The sequence below is a fragment of the Kitasatospora sp. GP30 genome (assembly GCF_029892145.1).
GTDB lineage: Bacteria > Actinomycetota > Actinomycetes > Streptomycetales > Streptomycetaceae > Kitasatospora > Kitasatospora acidiphila.
This window is the reverse complement of sequence record NZ_JARZAH010000022.1, coordinates 114,187-133,715: the sequence shown is the minus strand read 5'-3', so window position 1 is coordinate 133,715 and position 19,529 is coordinate 114,187. Positions and strand designations below refer to the sequence as shown.

The 19,529-nt window shown below is 72.5% G+C and carries 18 protein-coding genes and 2 tRNA genes; 11 read left to right on the top strand and 9 right to left on the bottom strand.

Annotated features, from left to right (window positions below):
• Nucleotides 1-186: 186 nt before the first annotated feature.
• Nucleotides 187-921 (bottom strand): VTT domain-containing protein, encoded by a 735-nt coding sequence (locus P3T35_RS26355; protein ID WP_101380758.1) that lies wholly within the window; start codon nt 919-921, stop codon nt 187-189.
• A 233-nt stretch (nt 922-1,154) separates the two neighbouring features.
• Between P3T35_RS26355 and fbaA the strand changes: the two genes are divergently transcribed.
• From fbaA to P3T35_RS26335, 4 genes are all read left to right on the top strand, one after another.
• The gene (fbaA, locus tag P3T35_RS26350) at nt 1,155-2,177 is read left to right on the top strand and encodes a class II fructose-bisphosphate aldolase (protein WP_101380757.1); all 1,023 of its coding nucleotides are present in this window, start codon (nt 1,155-1,157) and stop codon (nt 2,175-2,177) included.
• 299 nt (nt 2,178-2,476) lie between these two features.
• Nucleotides 2,477-4,837: a glycosyltransferase family 39 protein gene (locus tag P3T35_RS26345; protein WP_101380756.1), complete on the top strand. Its 2,361-nt coding sequence runs from the start codon at nt 2,477-2,479 to the stop codon at nt 4,835-4,837.
• Between the two features lie 50 nt (nt 4,838-4,887).
• Nucleotides 4,888-5,307: a DUF3151 domain-containing protein gene (locus P3T35_RS26340; protein WP_101380755.1), complete on the top strand. Its 420-nt coding sequence runs from the start codon at nt 4,888-4,890 to the stop codon at nt 5,305-5,307.
• A 208-nt stretch (nt 5,308-5,515) separates the two neighbouring features.
• Entirely contained in the window at nt 5,516-5,950 is a 435-nt protein-coding gene (locus tag P3T35_RS26335) for a DUF4267 domain-containing protein (protein WP_101380754.1), read from the top strand.
• Nucleotides 5,951-5,972: 22 nt separating this feature from the next.
• On the opposite strand, the gene P3T35_RS26330 is transcribed toward P3T35_RS26335, so the two are convergent.
• From P3T35_RS26330 to purS, 5 genes are all read right to left on the bottom strand, one after another.
• Nucleotides 5,973-6,812 (bottom strand): sterol carrier family protein, encoded by an 840-nt coding sequence (locus P3T35_RS26330; protein WP_101380753.1) that lies wholly within the window; start codon nt 6,810-6,812, stop codon nt 5,973-5,975.
• A 10-nt stretch (nt 6,813-6,822) separates the two neighbouring features.
• A complete protein-coding gene (locus P3T35_RS26325) occupies nt 6,823-6,948 on the bottom strand; it encodes a hypothetical protein (RefSeq protein WP_280707980.1) in 126 nt (41 codons plus the stop codon).
• Between the two features lie 80 nt (nt 6,949-7,028).
• Complete coding sequence (purL, locus tag P3T35_RS26320) at nt 7,029-9,284, bottom strand: phosphoribosylformylglycinamidine synthase subunit PurL (RefSeq protein ID WP_101380752.1); 2,256 nt, start codon at nt 9,282-9,284, stop codon at nt 7,029-7,031.
• Nucleotides 9,284-9,982, bottom strand: a complete 699-nt coding sequence (purQ, locus tag P3T35_RS26315; protein WP_101380751.1) for a phosphoribosylformylglycinamidine synthase subunit PurQ — start codon at nt 9,980-9,982, stop codon at nt 9,284-9,286. Before purQ ends, purL begins: the two co-directional genes overlap by 1 nt.
• Complete coding sequence (gene purS / locus P3T35_RS26310) at nt 9,979-10,230, bottom strand: phosphoribosylformylglycinamidine synthase subunit PurS (protein ID WP_101380750.1); 252 nt, start codon at nt 10,228-10,230, stop codon at nt 9,979-9,981. Before purS ends, purQ begins: the two co-directional genes overlap by 4 nt.
• Before the next feature lie 477 nt (nt 10,231-10,707).
• Here purS and P3T35_RS26305 point away from each other — a divergent pair, with 477 nt between their 5' ends.
• The 7 genes from P3T35_RS26305 to P3T35_RS26275 all read left to right on the top strand — a co-directional run bounded on the left by P3T35_RS26305 (nt 10,708) and on the right by P3T35_RS26275 (nt 15,222).
• Nucleotides 10,708-11,025: an Lsr2 family protein gene (locus P3T35_RS26305; RefSeq protein WP_101380749.1), complete on the top strand. Its 318-nt coding sequence runs from the start codon at nt 10,708-10,710 to the stop codon at nt 11,023-11,025.
• Nucleotides 11,026-11,158: 133 nt separating this feature from the next.
• Nucleotides 11,159-11,231, top strand: a tRNA-Gly gene (locus P3T35_RS26300).
• Nucleotides 11,232-11,277: 46 nt separating this feature from the next.
• A tRNA-Gly gene (locus P3T35_RS26295) sits at nt 11,278-11,353 on the top strand.
• Nucleotides 11,354-11,541: 188 nt separating this feature from the next.
• Nucleotides 11,542-12,513 carry an ABC transporter ATP-binding protein gene (locus tag P3T35_RS26290; protein ID WP_280707975.1) on the top strand — a complete coding sequence of 324 codons (972 nt, stop codon included), beginning with the start codon at nt 11,542-11,544 and terminating at the stop codon, nt 12,511-12,513.
• A complete protein-coding gene (locus tag P3T35_RS26285; protein ID WP_101380747.1) occupies nt 12,510-13,325 on the top strand; it encodes an ABC transporter permease in 816 nt (271 codons plus the stop codon). The genes P3T35_RS26290 and P3T35_RS26285 overlap by 4 nt, the downstream gene beginning before the upstream one ends.
• 53 nt (nt 13,326-13,378) lie before the next feature.
• A complete protein-coding gene (locus tag P3T35_RS26280; RefSeq protein WP_101385058.1) occupies nt 13,379-14,608 on the top strand; it encodes a histidine kinase in 1,230 nt (409 codons plus the stop codon).
• On the top strand, nt 14,608-15,222 hold the full coding sequence (locus P3T35_RS26275) for a response regulator transcription factor (RefSeq protein ID WP_101380746.1): 615 nt from the start codon (nt 14,608-14,610) through the stop codon (nt 15,220-15,222). Before P3T35_RS26280 ends, P3T35_RS26275 begins: the two co-directional genes overlap by 1 nt.
• A 7-nt stretch (nt 15,223-15,229) precedes the next feature.
• On the opposite strand, the gene P3T35_RS26270 is transcribed toward P3T35_RS26275, so the two are convergent.
• The 3 genes from P3T35_RS26270 to P3T35_RS26260 form a co-directional block, all read right to left on the bottom strand.
• Entirely contained in the window at nt 15,230-16,129 is a 900-nt protein-coding gene (locus P3T35_RS26270) for a phosphoribosylaminoimidazolesuccinocarboxamide synthase (protein WP_101380745.1), read from the bottom strand.
• 60 nt (nt 16,130-16,189) lie between these two features.
• A complete protein-coding gene (locus P3T35_RS26265; RefSeq protein WP_101380744.1) occupies nt 16,190-17,728 on the bottom strand; it encodes a N,N-dimethylformamidase beta subunit family domain-containing protein in 1,539 nt (512 codons plus the stop codon).
• Nucleotides 17,729-17,882: 154 nt separating this feature from the next.
• Nucleotides 17,883-19,361, bottom strand: coding sequence for a hypothetical protein (locus P3T35_RS26260; RefSeq protein ID WP_101385057.1), 1,479 nt, complete (start codon nt 19,359-19,361; stop codon nt 17,883-17,885).
• Between the last annotated feature and the right edge of the window lie 168 nt (nt 19,362-19,529).

Below are 19,529 nucleotides of genomic sequence, written 5' to 3'. Positions count from 1 at the left end.
CCACCCCCCCCCCCCCCCCCGCCCCGGGCCGCCCCCCGCGGCCCGCCCCCCGCCGCGGGGGTGGTGGTTTCTTTCCGCAAAAATTGCGCCCGCCCCCCCCCCGCCCCGGGGGGCCCCCCCCTTCTGCGGTACTGCTGCGGTACTTCTGCGGCTACTTCTGCCGTACCGAACGTGCGATGTCGAACGTCAGCCGCGGCGGTGCCGGCCGCCACCGGACTGCACCGGCTCACCGCTGCCGCCCGAGCCGGCCACGGCCGCGCCGCCGGCCTTGCGCTTCTTCCGCTCCCGAACCACCTCGATCAGGATCGGCGAGATCGACAGCAGGATGATCAGGGCCATCGCCGGGATCAGGTACTTGTCGATCACCGGGGCCATCGAGTCCCCGAAGAAGTAGCCGATGCAGAGCATCGCCTCGGTCCAGATCACGCCGCCGAGGGCGTTCCAGACGAAGAACTTCCGGGCCGGCATCTCCAGCATGCCCGCGACCGGGTTGAGGAAGGTCCGCACGATCGGGATGAACCGGGCCATCACGACGGCCTTCTCCGGGCCGAACTTGGCGAAGTACTGCTCGGCCTTCTCCACGTAGTCGCGCTTGAAGATCCGCGAGTCCGGCTTGTCGAAGAGCTTGGACCCCGCCTTGGCGCCGAGCAGATGGCCGAGCTGGGCCCCGACGATCGCGCAGATCGGCGCGCCGACGAGCAGCACTCCGATCGGCATCTGGACGCCCGGCCCGAAGGCCTTGGCCGCCGCCGAGGAGGCCGCGACACCAGCCAGGATCAGCAGCGAGTCGCCCGGCAGGAAGAAGCCGATCAGCAGTCCGGTCTCGGCGAAGATGATCGCCAGCAGGCCGAAGGTCCCGACCGAGCTGATCAACGACTTGGCATCCAGGAGATTGACCGCTAGGTCGGTGTTGGTAGTCACGGGCGCAGGATAGCGCGGCGAGGTGGCCGCTCCCGGCAGCGTTCGACGCCAGCCCGCATGCTGAACCCATAGGTGAACCGGAGGCACGAGTCTGGGAGGATGACAGCGGTGTCCGGCCTGCGGTCGAAGACCACCCTCAACGACTTCGTGCCGCGGCGACGCCGTGAACAAGAGGCGTATCGAGCATCGGACAGCGTCGTCCGATCGCCCCACACCGACAGGAGCGGATTCGCATGCCCATCGCAACTCCCGATGTCTACAACGAGATGCTCGACCGGGCCAAGGCCGGCAAGTTCGCCTACCCCGCCATCAACGTCACCTCGTCGCAGACCCTGCACGCGGCGCTGCGCGGCTTCGCCGAGGCCGAGAGCGACGGCATCATCCAGATCTCCACCGGTGGCGCCGAGTTCCTGGGCGGCCAGCACAAGAAGGACATGGTGACCGGCGCCGTCGCGCTCGCCGAGTTCGCCCACATCGTCGCCGCCAAGTACGACATCACCGTCGCGCTGCACACCGACCACTGCCCCAAGGACAAGCTGGACGGCTACGTCCGCCCGCTGCTGGCGATCTCCGCCGAGCGGGTGGCCCGCGGCGAGAACCCCCTCTTCCAGTCGCACATGTGGGACGGCTCCGCCGAGACCCTGAACGACAACCTGGCCATCGGCCAGGAGCTGCTGGCCCAGGCGCACGCCGCCAAGATCATCCTTGAGGTCGAGATCACCCCGACCGGCGGCGAGGAGGACGGCGTCTCCCACGAGATCAACGACTCCCTCTACACCACGGTGAACGACGCCGTCCGCACCGCCGAGGCGCTCGGCCTGGGCGAGAAGGGCCGCTACCTGCTGGCCGCCTCGTTCGGCAACGTGCACGGCGTCTACAAGCCGGGCAACGTGGTGCTCCGCCCCGAGCTGCTGCGCGACCTGCAGGACGCGATCGGCGCCCAGTACGGCAAGAAGGACCCGTTCGACTTCGTCTTCCACGGCGGCTCCGGCTCGTCCCAGGAGGAGATCGAGACCGCGCTGGAGAACGGCGTGGTCAAGATGAACCTGGACACCGACACCCAGTACGCCTTCACCCGCCCGGTCGCCGACCACATGTTCAAGAACTACGACGGCGTGCTGAAGGTCGACGGCGAGGTCGGCAAGAAGTCCACCTACGACCCGCGCACCTGGGGCAAGCTGGCCGAGGCGGGCATGGCCGCCCGCGTGGTCGAGGCCACCCAGATGCTGCGTTCCACGGGCAACCGCCTGAAGTGACCGCGTGAAGTGACCGCCTGAAGTGACCGCGTGAACCGCGTGAACCGCGTGATCTGATCGCGTGAACCGGGCCCCGGCCGGCACCCGCCGACCGGGGCTCGATCATTTCCGGCCTGCTCCCGAACGTTTCCAGCAGGGATCCGAACGGTTCCGGCAAGGCTTCGAACGGTTCCGGCAAGGCTTCGAACGTTTCCAGCAAGATCCCGAACGGCAAAATCTTCCCCCCGGATCGGTATCGTTTTCGCCGGATCGCCCGGACTGTCACGGTTTTCTCATGGACACGGCCAAGGCTGTCGCTCATGGCCACCACCGCGCTACCTATCGCTGCCGATCCGCCGTCCGCCAGCCGGCCGCCGCGCCGAGCGCCTTGGCGCTCGCCCGAGGGACAGCCCGGCTATGCCCGTCCCGCCCTGCTCGCCATCGCCGCGCTGGCAGGGGTGCTGTTCTTCTGGGGCATCAACCAGAGCACCTACCACTCCTTCTACGCCGACGCCGTGCGGAGCATGACGGAGAGCTGGAAGGCCTTCGTCTTCGGCTCCTACGACCCGGCCAACACCATCACCCTGGACAAGCTGCCCGGCTTCCTGTGGCCGCAGGCGCTGTCCGCCAGGATCTTCGGCTTCCACCCCTGGGCGCTCACACTGCCGCAGGCGGTCGAAGGGATACTGGCCGTTCTGGTGCTGTTCCGCACGGTCCGCCGCTGGGCGGGCGCCAACGCCGCGCTGCTCGCGGCCCTGGCGTTCACCCTCACTCCGGTGGTGGCCGGGCTGTTCCGCACCGCGGTCGAGGACCCGCTGTTCACCCTGCTGCTCCTGCTGGCCGCCGACGCCGCGCAGCGGGCCGCCCAGAGCGGGAAGCTGCGGCCGCTGCTGCTGGCCGGTGTCTGGGTCGGGGCGGCGTTCCAGGCCAAGATGCTGGAGGCCTGGGCAGTGCTGCCGGCGCTGGCGGTCGTCTACCTGGTGTCCGCACCGGTCCCGCTGCGCAAGCGGCTGGCCCGGGTGGGCCTTGCCGGGCTGGTCGCCGCGGCGGTGTCGGCCTCCTGGGTGCTGCTGGCCACCGTGACGCCGGCCAAGGACCGGCCGTACATCGACGGGACCACCGACAACTCGGCCTACAGCATGGTGGTGGGCTACAACTTCCTGAACCGCTTCACCCAGGTCGGGCTGAACGCGGACGAGACCGGCAGCGTCACCTCGGGCCAGGGCGGCATGTGGGGCGGCGGCGGTGGCCAGGGCGGCGCGCAGGGCGGTGCTCAGGGCGGCCAGGGCGGCGCGCAAGGCGGTGCTCAGGGCGGCCAGGGCGGCGCGCAAGGCGGTGCTCAGGGCGGCCAGGGCGGCGCGCAAGGCGGTGCGCAAGGCGGCCAGGCCGGCGGCCAGCAGCACCGCGGCGGCGGGCACGGCGCGGGCTACGGCGCGGGTGCCGGTGCGGGCTACGGCGCCGGTGCGGGTGCCGGCCAGGGCGGCGCGCCGGGCTTCGGCGGCGGCCAGGGCGGCGCCCACCAGGCCGGCGGCCACCAGGGCGGCCCGGGCGGCAGCGACGGCGGCTGGACCAAGATGTTCGGCTCCCAGTTCGCCCCGCAGACCGGCTGGCTCTACCCGCTGGCCGCGGTCGCCCTGCTCTGCGCGCTGGTCTGGCGGCGCAAGGAGCCGCGCACCGACCGGCTGCGCGCCGGCTACCTGCTCTGGGGCAGCTGGCTGGCGGTGTACTTCCTGACCTTCAGCGCCGGCAGCGTCGGCGGCCACACCTACTACATGGGCGTGATCGCCGCCCCGCTGGCCGCGCTCAGCGGCGCCGGTCTGGTGCTGCTCTGGCGGGCCTACCAGGGCGGTGGCCCGCGGGCCTGGGCGCTGCCTGCCGCGGTGGCCGGCAGCGCAGCCTGGGGCGCCTACCTGGCCCACCTGTTCCCGTCCTTCCTGCCCTGGCTGGCCCCGGTCACCCTGGCACTCGGCGCGCTGGCGCTGGCGCTGCTCGTCGTCGGCCGCACCGCGCGGTTCGGTGCCCGCCGGCTGGGCCGGCTGCGGCTCGCCACGGCGGGCCTGGCGGCCGCGCTCGCCACGGTGCTGCTGGCGCCGGGTGCCTGGGCCGCGTCGGTGCTGGACAGCAAGTACAGCGGCAACGGCGGCATGGGCGCGGTCGGCCCGCAGGCGGCGCACGGCTTCGGCCGACCCGGCGGCGGCGCGGGCCGGGGCGGGGCGCGCGGCGGCGCGGCGGACAACCCCGAACTCGCGGCGCTGATGGCCCAGTTCGGTGGCTTCGGCCAGGACAGCACCGGTCTGAGCACGTCCCAGCAGCAGATCCTCGCCTACACCGAGGCCCACGCCGACGGCGCCCGCTACCTCTTCGCCACCACCTCGTGGTCGGCCTCCTCGCCCTACATCCTGGCCACCGGCAAGGAGGTGCTGCCGATGGGCGGCTTCACCGGCAAGGTGCCGTCGCCGAGCCTGCCGCAGTTCCAAGAGCTGATCCGCAGCAACCAGCTGCACTACGTCCTGATCGGCTCGACCCAGGGCGGCGGCTTCGGCGGGCGGGGCGGCGGCTCCGGTCCGACCACGGCGGTCACCAGCTGGGTCCGCAGCACCTGCGCCCCGGTGGCGCCGGGCGACTACGGGCAGTCGGTTGACAGCCCCGGCCTGCAGCTGCTCTACCACTGCACGGCATGAGCACAGCAGCGCCGCCGGCTCACCACCGCCCTGCTGGCAGACTGGGGAGCATGACTGAACGGAAGAACTTGCTCTCGGGCCCGGACCCGACGCTGCTGACCGAGGAGGCAGAGCCGTACCGCCGGCTCGCCGAGGAGTCCGCGTCGCCCACCCAGCTCGCGGCGGACTACCCGTGGTTCTCGCTCGCCTGGGCGATGCTGGCCGACGACGCCTTCGCCGAGGGCCGGGTGGTCGAGTCATACGCCTATGCCCGCACCGGCTACCACCGCGGCCTGGACGCGCTACGCCGGGCCGGCTGGCACGGCCACGGGCCGGTCCCGTGGGATCACCGCGCCAACCGCGGCTTCCTGCGCTGCCTGGCCGCGCTGGCCAGGGCCGCCGATTCGATCAAGGAGTCCGAGGAGGCCGAGCGCTGCTGGCAGTTCCTCAAGGACAGCAGCCCCGAGGCCTACGCCGAGCTGAAGCAGTAGCACCACCGAGCCGACAGCCCCCTGACGAACCCGTCAGGGGGCTGTCGTACGCCCGGACCCGGTACCGGGCCGCACTGAGTGGCAATGGCAGCGGTTCTATCAGTGCTAGAAATCGGAGCGGCGCCCGTGCTAGCGTCAGAACTGTTCCTAGCAGTGCTAGAAAGAGTGCCCGTCAAGACACGGGCCCTCGACACCCCTGGGGGAAACCATGACCGGCCGCCGCATCGCCACCGTCTGCACCCTGCTCATCAGCGCGTTCATCATCTTCGTCGGAATGTGGTTCATCCTGCAGCCGCACTCCGCGGTGGCCGGGCTCGGCATCACCGGCCCGACCGGTACCGGCGAGGGCTTCTACGACATCAAGGGCGTCCGGGACATCACCTCCGGACTGGTCCCGCTGGCCCTGCTGATCGCCGGTCAGCGCCGGGCGCTGGGCTGGGCCGTGCTCGCCGAGGCCTTCACCCCGCTCGGTGACGCCGTCATCGTGCTGAGCCACGGCGGCCCGCTGGCCACCGCACTCGGCGTCCACGCCCTGACCGCCGTCTTCGTGCTGGCCACCGCCGGCCTGCTGCTGCGCGAGACCCGGCGCCCCACCACCGCCCCGAGCCTCACCCCCGCGACCGCGACCGCGACCGCCAACTGACCCGCGTGCAGCGGGTGTTGTCTCAGCGCAGCACCGGCAGGAACGCGCTCAGGTCGCTGCGCTCCCCGCTGGCCGCCACCTCGGCCCGGTCCACCGCCGTGGCCCAGTCCAGCCGACCGGTGGCCAGCCGGATCCAGCAGAGCGGAGCCGTCTCCACCACATTGGGCGGGGTGCCCCGGGTGTGCTTGGGCCCGGGCACCGCCTGCACCACCGCGAACGGCGGCACCCGCAGCTCCACCGAGCCGCCCGGCACCTGCTCGGCGAGGGAGTCGGCGAGCAGCCGGCTGACCGAGGCCAGCGCGAACCGCTCGTGCGGGAAGTCGGCGAGCTCCAACGCGTCGGCCAGATCGTCCGCGTGCACCACCGCCTCCACCAGCCGGGTGACCAGCAGGTCGGCGAGCGTCATCGAGCCCAGCCGGAGCTCCACGCGCCGCTCCGGATCCAGCACCTCGGGCCCGGCCAGCACCTCCAGCAGGGCGTCCGCCGCCCGGTCGAAGGCCGCCGCCACCTCGGCCGGAGAACCCGCGAACGCCGCGGCGACCCGCTCCCGGGTGCCGGCGTCCAGCCACTCGGCCAGCGAGCCGACCCCGCTCACCCAGGCAGTCAGCCCCAACGGTGCCCGCCCCTCCAGCGGCTGCCCCAACTTCTCAGGTGCCAAAGCCAGTTGCCACGCCAGGTGGGCCACCAGCTCCCGCACCCGCCAGTCGCCGAGCCGGGTCGGCCGGTCCAGCAGCGCCACCGCCGCCGGATCCGCGGCCAGTCGGTGCACGGCGCCCCGCACCGCCTCGGTCTCGGCGGCCAGCGCGGCCCGCACCTTCGCCGGGTCGTAGCCGCGGGCCTTGCGCGTCACCGTCTTCGCCATGACGGCCAACCTACAGCGGCCGCGCCATCTCCAGCTCAAGCCCGCCGGGCGGCAGGGCTACCAGCAGCGCCCGCAGCCGCAGCTCCCGCACCTCGGCGCAGTCCTCCGGACGCACCCGGCGGATCCGGTACGACACGTCAACTCCCTTCCCCGCCGCATGAAAACGCGGACCGGCCCGCCCCCGGAGGGGACGGGCCGGTCCGATGATCCGTCGGCTCAGCCGAGCAGCGCCTCGATCACACCGTTGTGCGCCTCGGCCAGCTCGGTCAGCGAGACCGCGAACTGGCCCTGCACCTCCAGGGTGTCGCCGTCGACCACGCCGATCCGGGTGGCCGGCAGGCCGCGGGCCCCGCACATGTCGGTGAACCGCAGCTCCTCGCTGCGCGGCACCGCGACCACCGCGCGACCGGCCGACTCCGAGAACAGGAAGACGAACGGGTCCAGCTCGGTCGGCACGATCACCCGGGCGCCGCGGCCGCCGCGCAGGCAGCTCTCCACCAGCGCCTGGGCCAGGCCGCCGTCCGAGAGGTCGTGCGCCGCGTCGATCATGCCGTCGCGCGAGGCGGCGATCAGGATCTCGGCGAGCAGCTTCTCGCGCTCCAGGTCCACCTTGGGCGGCAGGCCGCCGAGGTGGTCGTGCACCACCTGCGACCAGGCGGAGCCGCCCAGTTCGTCGGCGGTGTCGCCGAGCAGGTAGAGGTGGTGGCCCTCGTCGGCGAAGCCGATCGGGGTCCGCCGGTTGACGTCGTCGATCACGCCGAGCACCGCGACCACCGGGGTCGGGTGGATCGCCACCTCACCGGTCTGGTTGTAGAGCGAGACGTTGCCGCCGGTCACCGGGGTGCCCAGCGCCTGGCAGGCGTCGGCCAGACCGCGGGTGGCCTCGGCGAACTGCCACATCACGTCCGGGTCCTCGGGGGAGCCGAAGTTGAGGCAGTCGGAGACCGCGAGCGGCTTGGCGCCGCCGGCCGCGACGTTGCGGTAGGCCTCGGCCAGCGCCAACTGGGCACCGGTGTACGGGTCCAGCTTGGTGTAGCGGCCGTTGCCGTCGGTCGCCACCGAGACGCCGAGGTTGGTCTCCTCGTCGATCCGGATCATGCCGGAGTCCTCGGGGGTGGCCAGCACGGTGTTGCCGATCACGAACCGGTCGTACTGGTCGGTGATCCAGCTCTTGGAGGCCTGGTTGGGCGAACCGGCGACCTTGAGCAGGGTCTGCTTCAGCTCCTCGCCGCTCGCCGGGCGGGCCAGCCGCTCGGCGGTCGGAGCGTCGGCCTGCAGCGCGTCCTGCCAGGACGGGCGGGCGTACGGGCGCTGGTAGACCGGGCCGTCGTGGGCGACGGTGCGCGGCGGCACGTCGACGACCTGCTCGCCGTGCCAGAAGATCTCCAGCCGCTCGCCGTCGGTCACCTCACCGATGACGGTGGCGATGACGTCCCACTTCTCGCAGATCGCCAGGAAGCGCTCGACCTTGTCGGGCTCGACGATCGCGCACATCCGCTCCTGCGACTCGCTCATGAGGATCTCCTCCGGCGAGAGCGTGGCGTCGCGCAGCGGCACGGTGTCCAGCTCGATCCGCATGCCGCCGGAGCCGGCCGAGGCCAACTCCGAGGTGGCGCAGGAGAGTCCGGCGCCGCCGAGGTCCTGGATGCCGAGCACCAGCTGCTCCCGGAACACCTCGAGGGTGCACTCGATGAGCAGCTTCTCCTGGAACGGGTCGCCGACCTGGACGGCCGGGCGCTTGGTGGGCTTGGAATCGTCGAACGTCTCCGAGGCCAGCACCGAGACGCCGCCGATGCCGTCGCCGCCGGTCCGGGCGCCGTACAGGATGACCTTGTTGCCGGCGCCGCTGGCCTTGGCGAGGTGGATGTCCTCGTGCTTCATCACGCCCACGCAGAGCGCGTTGACCAGTGGGTTGCCCTGGTAGCAGGGGTCGAAGACGACCTCGCCGCCGATGTTCGGCAGGCCCAGGCAGTTGCCGTAGCCGCCGATGCCGGCCACGATCCCGGGCAGCACCCGGCGGGTGTCCGGGTGGTCCGCGGCACCGAAGCGCAGCGGGTCCATCACCGCGACCGGCCGGGCGCCCATCGCCAGGATGTCGCGCACGATGCCGCCGATGCCGGTGGCCGCGCCCTGGTAGGGCTCGATGTACGACGGGTGGTTGTGCGACTCGACCTTGAAGGTGACCGCGTAGCCCTGACCGACGTCGACCACACCGGCGTTCTCGCCGATGCCGACCAGTATCGCGTCAGACTCCGGGGCCTTCTCGCCGAACTGCTTGAGGTGCACCTTGGAGCTCTTGTACGAGCAGTGCTCCGACCACATCACCGAGTACATCGCCAGCTCGGCGCCGGTGGGGCGACGGCCGAGGATGTCGCGGATCCGCGCGTACTCGTCCTGCTTCAGGCCGAGTTCGGCCCAGGGCTGGGCGGCGTCGGGCGTCTGCTCGGCGTTCTTGACGGTGTCGAGAGTCATCAGACGTTCACCAACTGCTTAAGGACGGACGTGAAGAACGGCAGACCGTCGGTCTTGCCGGTACCGACCAGTGGCTCGACGGCGTGCTCGGGGTGCGGCATCAGACCGACCACGTTGCCGGCCGCGTTGGTGATCCCGGCAATATCGTTGATCGACCCGTTGGGGTTGCAGAGTCCATCTTCTTCACTGGCGAGGTAACGGAAAACCACCCGGCCCTCGGACTCCAGCTCGTCGATCGTGCGCCGGTCCGCGGTGTAGCGGCCGTCCATGTTCTTCAGCGGGATCGAAATCTCCTGCCCCGCCTGGTAATCGGACGTCCAGGCGGTCGCGGCATTCTCGACCCGCAGCTTCTGGTCGCGACAGATGAAGTGCAGGTGGTTGTTCCGCAGCATCGCGCCGGGCAGCAGGTGCGACTCGGTGAGCACCTGGAAGCCGTTGCAGATACCGAGGACCGGCATTCCCAGCTTCGCCTGCTCGATGAGCGACTCCATCACCGGCGAGAAGCGCGAGATGGCGCCGGCGCGCAGATAGTCGCCGTAGCTGAAACCGCCCGGCAGGACGACCGCGTCGACCTGATGGAGATCCTTGTCACGGTGCCAGAGCGCCACCGGCTCGGCCCCGGCCAGGCGGATCGCCCGCTGGGCGTCGCGGTCGTCCAGCGAGCCGGGGAACGTGACGACGCCGACCCGGGTGGTCACTGGCCGTCCTCCACCCGAACGGTGAAGTCCTCGATCACCGTGTTGGCGAGAAAGGTCTCGGCGGCTTCGCGGATCTTGGCGAGCGCGGCGTCGTCCACCGGGCCCTCCAGTTCCAGCTCGAAACGCTTGCCCTGGCGGACATCGGCGATCCCGGTGAATCCGAGACGGGGCAGTGCGCGCTGCACCGCCTGGCCCTGGGGGTCGAGGATCTCCGGCTTGAGCATGACGTCGACTACGACGCGTGCCACTGGCACTCCCAATGGTGTGGTGCGTGAAGGCGGGGGACCTTCAGAGTACCGGGGCGTCGGGGTCGTTCGACGTCCCGGGCATTGCGACGCGCGTAGACCCGCGCCCCTTACGCGGCAAGGGTTCCGGGCTTGTAGGGCGCCCGTTTCCTCCCCCTGTAAAGGAGTTCCCAGGATCAGCGGCGACACTCCTTCGGGACCCCCCGAATACCGGCATGTGGGGACAGATCCACCCCTGATACCTGCCGCAATCCGAGCGGAAGTATCGGTACGGAGGCGAAGGGAGGTGAATTTCCGGAAAAAGAAAGCAGCGACCATCGATTTCCCCGGTCTTGGGGTGCAGAATAGGGCCACCGGCATCGAGGGGAGCCGTGTGACGTGTGGGCCGAGGTCCACCGCTATGCCCCCCGCGCGGCCGGCGCACAGGGCCGCCGCGGCACACGCGCCCGGGCGGCCGAATTGCCGAGAGGATTGACGCCCATGGCTCAGCGTGTAGTTGTCACGCTCTCCGACGACCTGGACGGCGGGGCCGCCGCCGAAACCGTGCACTTCGGTGTCGACGGGAAGTCGTACGAGATCGACCTGTCCGTGGACAACGCGGAAAAGCTGCGTGAGGCGCTCGCCCCGTTCGTCGCCGCCGGCCGCCGCCAGAGCCGCACCGGAAAGTCCTTCCGCCGCACCGCGCTCGCCCCGGACCCGGCCGCGGTGCGCGCCTGGGCGCAGTCCCGCGGCATGGAGCTGCCGGCCCGCGGCCGCATCCCCAAGCACGTCTACGAAGCCTTCTCCGAGGCCAACTGACCCGGTCCGGCACCCCTTCCGCTCGCCGTGCCGCAGGCCTGCGACGGAAGGGGTGCACGACCACTCCCGACGATGGGGTAGAGTATTTCTCGTCGCCGCAACCGGGGCCGAAAGGAACCGGGAAGCACGACATGCGGACGTGGCTCAGTTGGTAGAGCATCACCTTGCCAAGGTGAGGGTCGCGAGTTCGAATCTCGTCGTCCGCTCGCAGCATCACCTACCAAGGTGATGTGCAACACAAGTGAAGATCGTGCGGACGTGGCTCAGTTGGTAGAGCATCACCTTGCCAAGGTGAGGGTCGCGAGTTCGAATCTCGTCGTCCGCTCCACGAGAAGCGGCCTCCTTCGGGAGGCCGCTTTCGTTTTCCCAGCCGCCCTTCTCCGAATGTCACAGCCGCGGACGCGATGGCCCGGTCGGCGCCGATGACATTTGTCACCGCCGATCCATGGGAGTGCCCGGGCGATCGGTGCGGCCGCGCACTGCCGCCGGCGCGCGCCCCACGGAATGCTGGAAGCCATGACCAGCCCCCTCCACGCCGTCCGGGCCAGCGGCCTGCGCCGGCGCTACGGCAGCACCGCGGCGCACGGCTTCGAGGCCGTGCGCGGCCTCGACCTCACCGTCTGGCGCGGCGAGCTCTTCGCCCTGCTCGGCACCAACGGCGCCGGCAAGACCTCGACCATGGAGCTGATCGAGGGCCTGGCCCAGCCGACCGGCGGCACCGTGACGGTGCTCGGCCACGACCCGTACCGGGAGCGCGCCGCCATCCGCCCGCGGATCGGGATCATGCTCCAGGAGGGCGGCTTCCCCGGCGACCTGACGGTGGCCGAGACCCTGCGCGGCTGGGCCGGCACCAGCACCACCCCGCGCCCGGTCGCCGAGGTGCTCGACCTCGTCGGCCTGGCCGACCGGGCCGCGGTGCGGGTCAAGCAGCTCTCCGGCGGCGAGAAGCGCCGACTGGACCTGGCGGTGGCGCTGATCGGCCGCCCCGAGGTGCTCTTCCTGGACGAGCCGACCACCGGCCTCGATCCGCAGGCCCGGGCCGCCGTCTGGCAGCTGGTCCGCGAGCTGCGCGCCGACGGCACCACGGTGCTGCTCACCACCCACTACCTGGAGGAGGCCGAGGAGCTGGCCGACCGGCTGGCGATCATGCAGCGCGGCCTGGTGGTGGCCAGCGGCACGGTCGCCGAGGTGATCGCCGACCAGCCGGCCCGGATCACCTTCGAGCTGCCCGCCCAGCCCGATTCGCCCACCCTGCTGCCGCTGCCCGAGGCCGAGGTCGGCTTCGCCGGCCGCCGGGTCACGATCCGCACCCGGCAGCTCCAGCGCACCCTCACCGAGCTGCTCTGCTGGGCCGAGCAGCAGCAGGTCGAACTGGCCGGCCTGGACGCCCGCAGCGCCTCGCTGGAGGAGGCCTTCCTGGCCATCGCCGCCGAGCCCGAGCACCCCGCCCCCGCCGAGTCCCCCGCCCTGACCGGAGCCGTCCGATGACCACCGCCACCCGCACCGCCGTGGTGGGCACCCCCGCCGCCCCCAGCGTCGCCCGCCGCGTGCTGGCGCTGGCCCGCACCGAGGCCCTGCTGCTGACCCGCAACCGGATCGCGCTCTACATGGCGGTGGCGATGCCGGTCTGCCTGATCGGCGGCCTGCACCAGATGCTCAAGGCCCAGCGCGGCCGGCTGCCCGGCGGCGACCTGCACAGCTCGTTGGTGCTCAGCCTCTTCCTGACCGTGCTGGTCTTCGTCGTCTACTACAACCTGACGGCTGCCTACGTCGCCCGGCGCAACGACCTGGTGCTCAAGCGGCTGCGCACCGGCGAGCTCACCGACCCGGAGATCCTGGGCGGCACGGCGCTGCCGGCGGTGCTGCTGGCGCTGCTGCAGATGGTCGCCATCACGGTCTGCGCGGCGGCGCTGTTCGGGCTGCCGGCTCCGCACAATCCGGTGCTGGTGCTGCTCGGACTGCTGCTCGCGGTGGCCGTGCTGGTGCCGATGGCGGCGCTCTCCAGCGCCTTCACCAAGACCGTGGAGACCTCGGGGATCACCACCCTGCCGGTGATGATGCTGACCATCTTCGGCTCCGGGCTGCTGGTCCCGCTCGCCGTCATGCCCGGCCAGGTGGCGCTGGTCGCCCGGCTGCTGCCGGTCACCCCGGCGCTGGCGCTGCTGCGCACCGGTTGGCTGGGCGGCGACGGCGGGCACCATCCGGTCGGCTGGTGGCTCTACCTGGCCGGCGCACTGGCCTGGGCCGCGCTGGCCGGCTGGGCGGCCCGGCGCTGGTTCCGTTGGGAACCTCGGCGCTGAGCTGGTCTGATAGGACCCACGGCGACGAGGGGGAGGGTGACGGCGTGCGGCTCATGGAGCGCTGGCGCAGCCAGTCCAAGGCGAAGCGGGTAGAGATCTACAACCGCTGGTCGATGTACAGCCTGACCGTCTTCCTACCGGTCTCGATGCTCGCGATGGGCGTGCAGCAGCTGATCAAGGAGTCCGCCCACACCCCCGCCGTGGTGTCACTGGTCGCCACGGTGCTGCTGAACTCCGCGCTCTCGGTGCCGCTGGTCCGGGCCGCGCTGGCGGCGCACAGCGGGCGCCGAACGCGGCCCACCAAGCTGCTGCTCGTCCACGCGGCCGCTACCCAGCTGGGCATCTGGCTGACCCTGCTGCTCGGGCCGCACCACGCGAACAAGCAGCCGGTCGGCGCCACCATCGTCGTCTTCCAGCTGCTGGTCTGGGTGGTCGGCCCGACCATCGCGCTGCGCCCGCTGCTGATGGCGCTCTGGGCGGTCCCGATGCTGCTGCTGACGCTGCCGCCGCTGGCGATCGCCTGCGAGTCGGTCGCCATGGCCGTCGGTGTGGTGGTCGGGTCGCTGCTCGGGCTGGCCTTCGCCGCCGCGAGCTGCCGCTGCTCGTCCTGGGTGGTCAAGACGGCCTGGGAGCTGGACCGGGCCCAGGAGGACCGGGCCCGGCTGGCGGTGGCCGAGGAGCGGCTGCGGTTCTCCCGCGACCTGCACGACGTGCTGGGCCGCAACCTGACCACCATGGCGCTCAAGGCCGAGCTGGCCGTGCAGCTGGCCAGGCGCGGCCGGGCGGAGGCCGCCGACCAGATGGTGGAGGTGCAGCGGATCGCCCAGGAGTCGCACCGCGAGGTGCGCGAGGTGGTGCGCGGCTACCGCACCGCCGACCTGGCCGCCGAGGTGGCCGGTGCCCGCTCGGTGCTGCGGGCCGCCGGGATCGACTGCGCCGTCGACCTCGGCCCCGATCCGGCGACGCTGCCGCCGCTGGTGCAGTCGGTGCTCGGCTGGGTGGTCCGCGAGGCCGCCACCAATGTGCTGCGGCACAGCGAGGCCACCCTGGTCTCGGTGCGGCTGGGCGGCGACGGCGAGCGGACCGTGCTGGAACTGGTGAACGACGGGCTGCGCGCCGAGCCGGCCGACCACGCCCCGGGCAGCGGCCTGGCCGGGCTGCGCGAGCGGCTGGCCGCGCACGGCGGCGAGCTGAGCTGCGAACGCGGCCACGACGACCGCTTCACGCTGCGCGCCGCCCTGCCGCTGTCCCGTACGACCGCCCGCGCCGAGGAGTTGGTGTGATGACCGAGCCCGTTCGACTGCTGCTGGCCGACGACGAGCACCTGATCCGCGGTGCGCTGGCCGCCCTGCTGGCCCTGGAGGACGACCTGACGGTGGTGGCCCAGGCGGCCTCCGGCCCGGAGGCGCTGGCCATGGCGCAGGCGCACCAGCCGGACATCGCGGTGCTCGACCTGCAGATGCCGGGGCTGGACGGCATCGAGGTGGCCGCGCAGCTGCGCCGGCTGGCCCCGAACTGCCGGACGATGATCGTCACCGGCCACGGCCGCCCCGGTTACCTCAAGCGGGCGCTGGAGGTCGGGGTGCGCGGGTTCCTGCCGAAGACCGTGTCGGCGGCCGACCTGGCCGGGATCATCCGCACCGTGCGGGGCGGCGGCCGCTATGTGGACCCGGAGCTGGCCGCCGAGGCGATCAGCGCCGGGGACAGCCCGCTCACCCCGCGCGAGACCGATGTGCTGGAGCTGGCGGCGGACGGCTCCTCGGTGGCCGAGATCGCCGTCCGGGCCGGCCTCTCCCCCGGCACGGTGCGCAACTACCTGTCCTCGGCGGCCGGCAAGCTGGGCGCCGAGAACCGCCATGCCGCGGTCCGGTCGGCCCGCGAGCACGGCTGGATCTGACCGGGGATCAGACCCACTCGGTCCCGGTGAGCCGCTCGTACACCTCGACGTACCGGGCCCGGGTGCGCTCGGCGACCTCCGCCGGCAGCACGGGCGGCGGCAGCTCGCCGTGGCGGTCCCAGCCGGACTCCGCGGAGGTCAGCCAGTTCCGCAGGATCTGCTTGTCGTACGACGGCTGGGCGCGGCCCGGCTGCCACTCCTCGGCCGGCCAGAACCGCGAGGAGTCCGGCGTCAGCACCTCGTCGCCGATCACCAACTCGCCACCGCTGAGCCCGAATTCGAACTTGGTGTCGGCCACGATGACGCCCTGCTCGCGGGCGATGTCGCGGGCCCGGGTGTAGACGGCCAGGGTGGTCTGTCGCAGCGCGGCGGCCCAGTCGGCGCCGATCTTGCGGGCCACCTCCTCGTAGGAGACGTTCTCGTCGTGCTCGCCGACCTCGGCCTTGGTGGCCGGGGTGAAGATCGGCGCGGGCAGCTCGGAGCCGTCCACCAGGCCCTCCGGCAGCGCGATTCCGCAGGCGGTCCGGCTGACCTGGTACTCGGCCAGGCCGGAGCCGGTCAGGTAGCCGCGGGCCACGCACTCCACCGGGAACATGTCCAGCGGGTCGCAGACCATGGTGCGGCCCTCCCAGTCGGCGGGGGCGCCGGGCGGCAGCTCGGTGGAGATCACGTGGTTGGGGACCAGGTCGGTGATCCGCTCGAACCACCAGAGCGAGAGCTGGGTGAGGATCCGCCCCTTGTCCGGGATGTCGGTCGGCAGCACCCAGTCGAAGGCCGAGGTGCGGTCGCTGGCCACCATGACCAGCCGGCCGGCCTGGTCGCGGTAGAGCTCGCGAACCTTCCCGGTGTGGAGGTGCTCCAGGCCGGGCACCTGAACCGGCTCGGGCTTGGTGACGAATCCGCTCACAGTGGTCTCAGTCCTCAAAGATGGGGGTCACTGGACTCACTGATCTTTTCATGCGGGCGCTCAACCCTCCTTGCAGACCCGGTCCAGCAGGTTGGCGGTGGCCCGCTGGATCCGCTCGTCGGTATGGCCGGGGCGGTCCAGCGCGGGCGACCACGCGAAGGTGCCGGAGGCGAAGACGTAGGCCCCGCTGGGCGCCCGGTAGAGCGAGGTCTCCTGGTGCCGGGGGCGGCCGTCCACGTCCTGGTAGGGCGAATGGGCGAGCAGGATCCGCTCGCTGTGAACGGGCAGCGGCACCTTGGGGTAGTAGCGGTCCGCCTCGCCGGCCACCAGGCCCGGCACCTCGTCGCCGTCCCGCAGGCCGGTGCCGGCCCAGAGCCAGTGCCAGGTGTTGCCGGCCCGCAGCGGCACCGGCTGGGCCACCCGGCCCGCGTACTGCACGCCGATCAGCTGCTGCTCGGGCTCGCCCGCGTCCCGCCACAGCGCGCTGGCCGCGCCGGGCTTGCCGGCCGCCGGTGAGCCCGGCTCGACCCGCTGCCGCTTGCGGCAGTTGAGCAGCCGGTTGGGTTCGCCGGCCGGGCTCGGGGTCAGGTCGACCCGCCAGTACATGGTGTTGGCGGAGAGGAAGATCAGCGAGGTGCCGCCGTCCCGGGCCCGCTCGACAGCCCGGCGCATCGGCTCGGACCAGTACTCGTCGTGCCCGGGGAAGACCAGCGCCCGGTGCCGGGACGGCTCGACCAGGCCGGCGTGCAGGTCGGAGGCGGTGGCGTAGGACAGGTCGTAGCCGTACCGCTCGGCCCAGCGGATGAAGTCGTAGGCGTGCCCGACGTGCAGCGGCAGCCCGGCCCCGGCTTGCGGGCGGTCGAAGGAGACCGTGACGGCAGCCTGGTGCTCGCCGACCAGCGCCCCTTGCTCGTCCCAGGCGTGGTAGAGGCTGGCGCCGTGGTGGCCGTCCTCCGGGAACAGGTTGTACGCCTGCCAGGTGACGTCCGGCAGCACCAGCAGCAGCTCGGCGGCCGGGCCCGTGGTCAGCGGGTCCCGCACGGTGAACGGGATGTGGCTGCGGTGCCGCTGGTCGGCGGTGGTGAGCACCGCGACATAGGCACCGGGCCGCCAGTGCGAGGGGATCTGCAGCCGCCAGGTGTGCCACCAGTGGTGGCAGCTGACGGTCCGGCCGACCACCAGCGGGGCCGGCTGCTGCAGGCCGGGGATCAGCGGCGAGGCGGTCATGTGCTGGGCGCCGGCCCCCGCGTAGTGGCCGATCCGGTAGACGTCGACCACGAAGTCGCGCGGCGGGTGCACGGTGACCCGCAGGTCGACCGCGCCGCCCGGGTGCACCACGCCGGCCGCGGCGAAGCCCTTGATCTGCTGCACCACGTCGTCGGAGTTGCGCGGAGTGCCGACCAGCGGGGGCGGCGGGGCGGGCAGCGGCCGCTGCCCGGGGGCGTCGGTGCTGACATACCAGGGGATGGCGTCCTCGGTGCCCTCAAAGTAGTGATCGGGGCTGCGCAACCAGGGCAGCGGCCCCTGCCCGAACGGATCCGAGACGCCGTGCGCGAGCGTGCCGGACTCCCATCTACGACCTGACGACTCCCGGTCCACGCCGTCCCTCCCGCGGTCCCACCCGTCCGTGGCATGTGCCACGGATAAATGCGTGTGGTCCAGCAGACCACACAGTGCCGACAGCATGTGACCCGATGTGAGCACGGGTTGACGGTGTCGGACGTCCGATGCATTACCGTTGCCTGCCCGGCCGTCAGCCCAGCCGGACCGGCTTCTCCAGCCGGATCCCGGCCGCCCCCAGCCAGCTGCGCAGTTCGGCCACCGCGCCCTGCTCCACGGCCTCCGCCACCGGATCGGCCAGATCGCCCCGGCGCACCCCGCCGAGCAGCAGCACCGGGCCGTCCAGCCAGTCCAGCCCCGGCTTGCCGCCGGCGCCGTCCACCGCGGCGCAGCAGACCATCGCCGTCACGCAGTCCGCCAGCAGTTCACGCCCCCCGCGCTCCTGCGCGCCGGGGACCGCGGGCGGCTCGCCGGCCGCCAGCACCCGGGCCAGCGCGGGCGCGCCGCCGGCCTCCAGCCGGGCCAGCAACCGGGCCAGGGTCGGCGCCCGGCGGCCCACCGGGGCCGGGGCCACGGTGTCCAGCGCCTCCTGCAGCGCCATCGCCTGGAGCCGCCAGCCGCGGTCCACCACCTGCTCCGGGTAGTCGTCCCAGAGCAGCTCGGCGCCCTCGGGGCGGGCCGGGCCGTGGAACAGCTCGGCGGCCAGCTGCGAGACCGCCGCGTCCATCGCGCCCGGCTCCTCCAGCAGATCGCAGGCCGGACGGTCGCCGAGCCGGCTCTCGTAGCCCTCGGCCAGCCGGTCCCGGCGGGACAGCTCGGTGAGTGCGGCCGCCACCCCCGCGTTCAGCTGGGCCGGCCGGCGGCCCAGCCGCCAGGCGGGCAGCGCGACCCGGGTGAGCAGCCGGTCCCAGCCCGCGTAGGCCAGGCCCACCTGGCCCTGGGCGGCGATCCGCAGGCCGTAGTCCACCGCCCGGGCCTGCTCGGCGGCGGCCGCTGCGGCGGCCCGCTCCAGCTCGGCCGCGTAGTCCCGGCAGGCCCGCAGCAGCGCCCGGGTGATCCGGTCCAGCAGCCGGGCCGGCGGGGTGCGCCGGCCGCTGCCCAGCGCCGCGTCCAGTCCGCGGACGAACCGGCGGGCGGCGGCGATCTCCGGATCGGCCGCCGCCGCGGTACCGGCCACCACCGGGGCCAGCAGCGCCCGAAGCTCGCCGGCCCGCATCCACCACAGGAACGGCGAACCGATCACCAGCACCGGCGCCCGGCCATGGCCCCCGGGCGGCTCCTCCAGCCAGCTGTCGCAGTCCGGGGTGAGCGCGATGGCGCCGGGCGCGGGCACCCCGAGCCGGTGCGCCAGCTCCTCGATCATCCGGTGCAGCTCGGGGGCCTGCCCCGGCTCGACCGCTATCGCCGGGGTGCTGGGCGGCACCGCACGGGCGTGCCGGCGGATCGCGGCCAGCGCGACCAGGCCGACCAGCACCGCGAAGGCGCCGACCACCCAGCGGACCACGTCCCAGCCGAACGCGTCCGGCGAACCGGGCGCGCCGATCCGGCCGGTGAACCGACCGGCCAGCAGCACCACCGCGACGGCGGCGGGCAGCACCGCGGCCGCCCGGGCCAGGGCGCGGATCCGCAGCAGCGCCCGGGCTTGAGCACGGGCAGCGTCGAGAGCGGCCATCCGGTGCTGCACCCCCTTCGGAGTCGGACATGACCGTGCCGACCGACGATCGAATGGCCTCTCCATCCGACCGCGGACGCACTGCACAGGTGTGACGCACACGGACCGGCCGGTGTTCCGACTCGGCCGGGAATCCACCCTTCCTGGTGACACGGTCCGGTCCGGCCC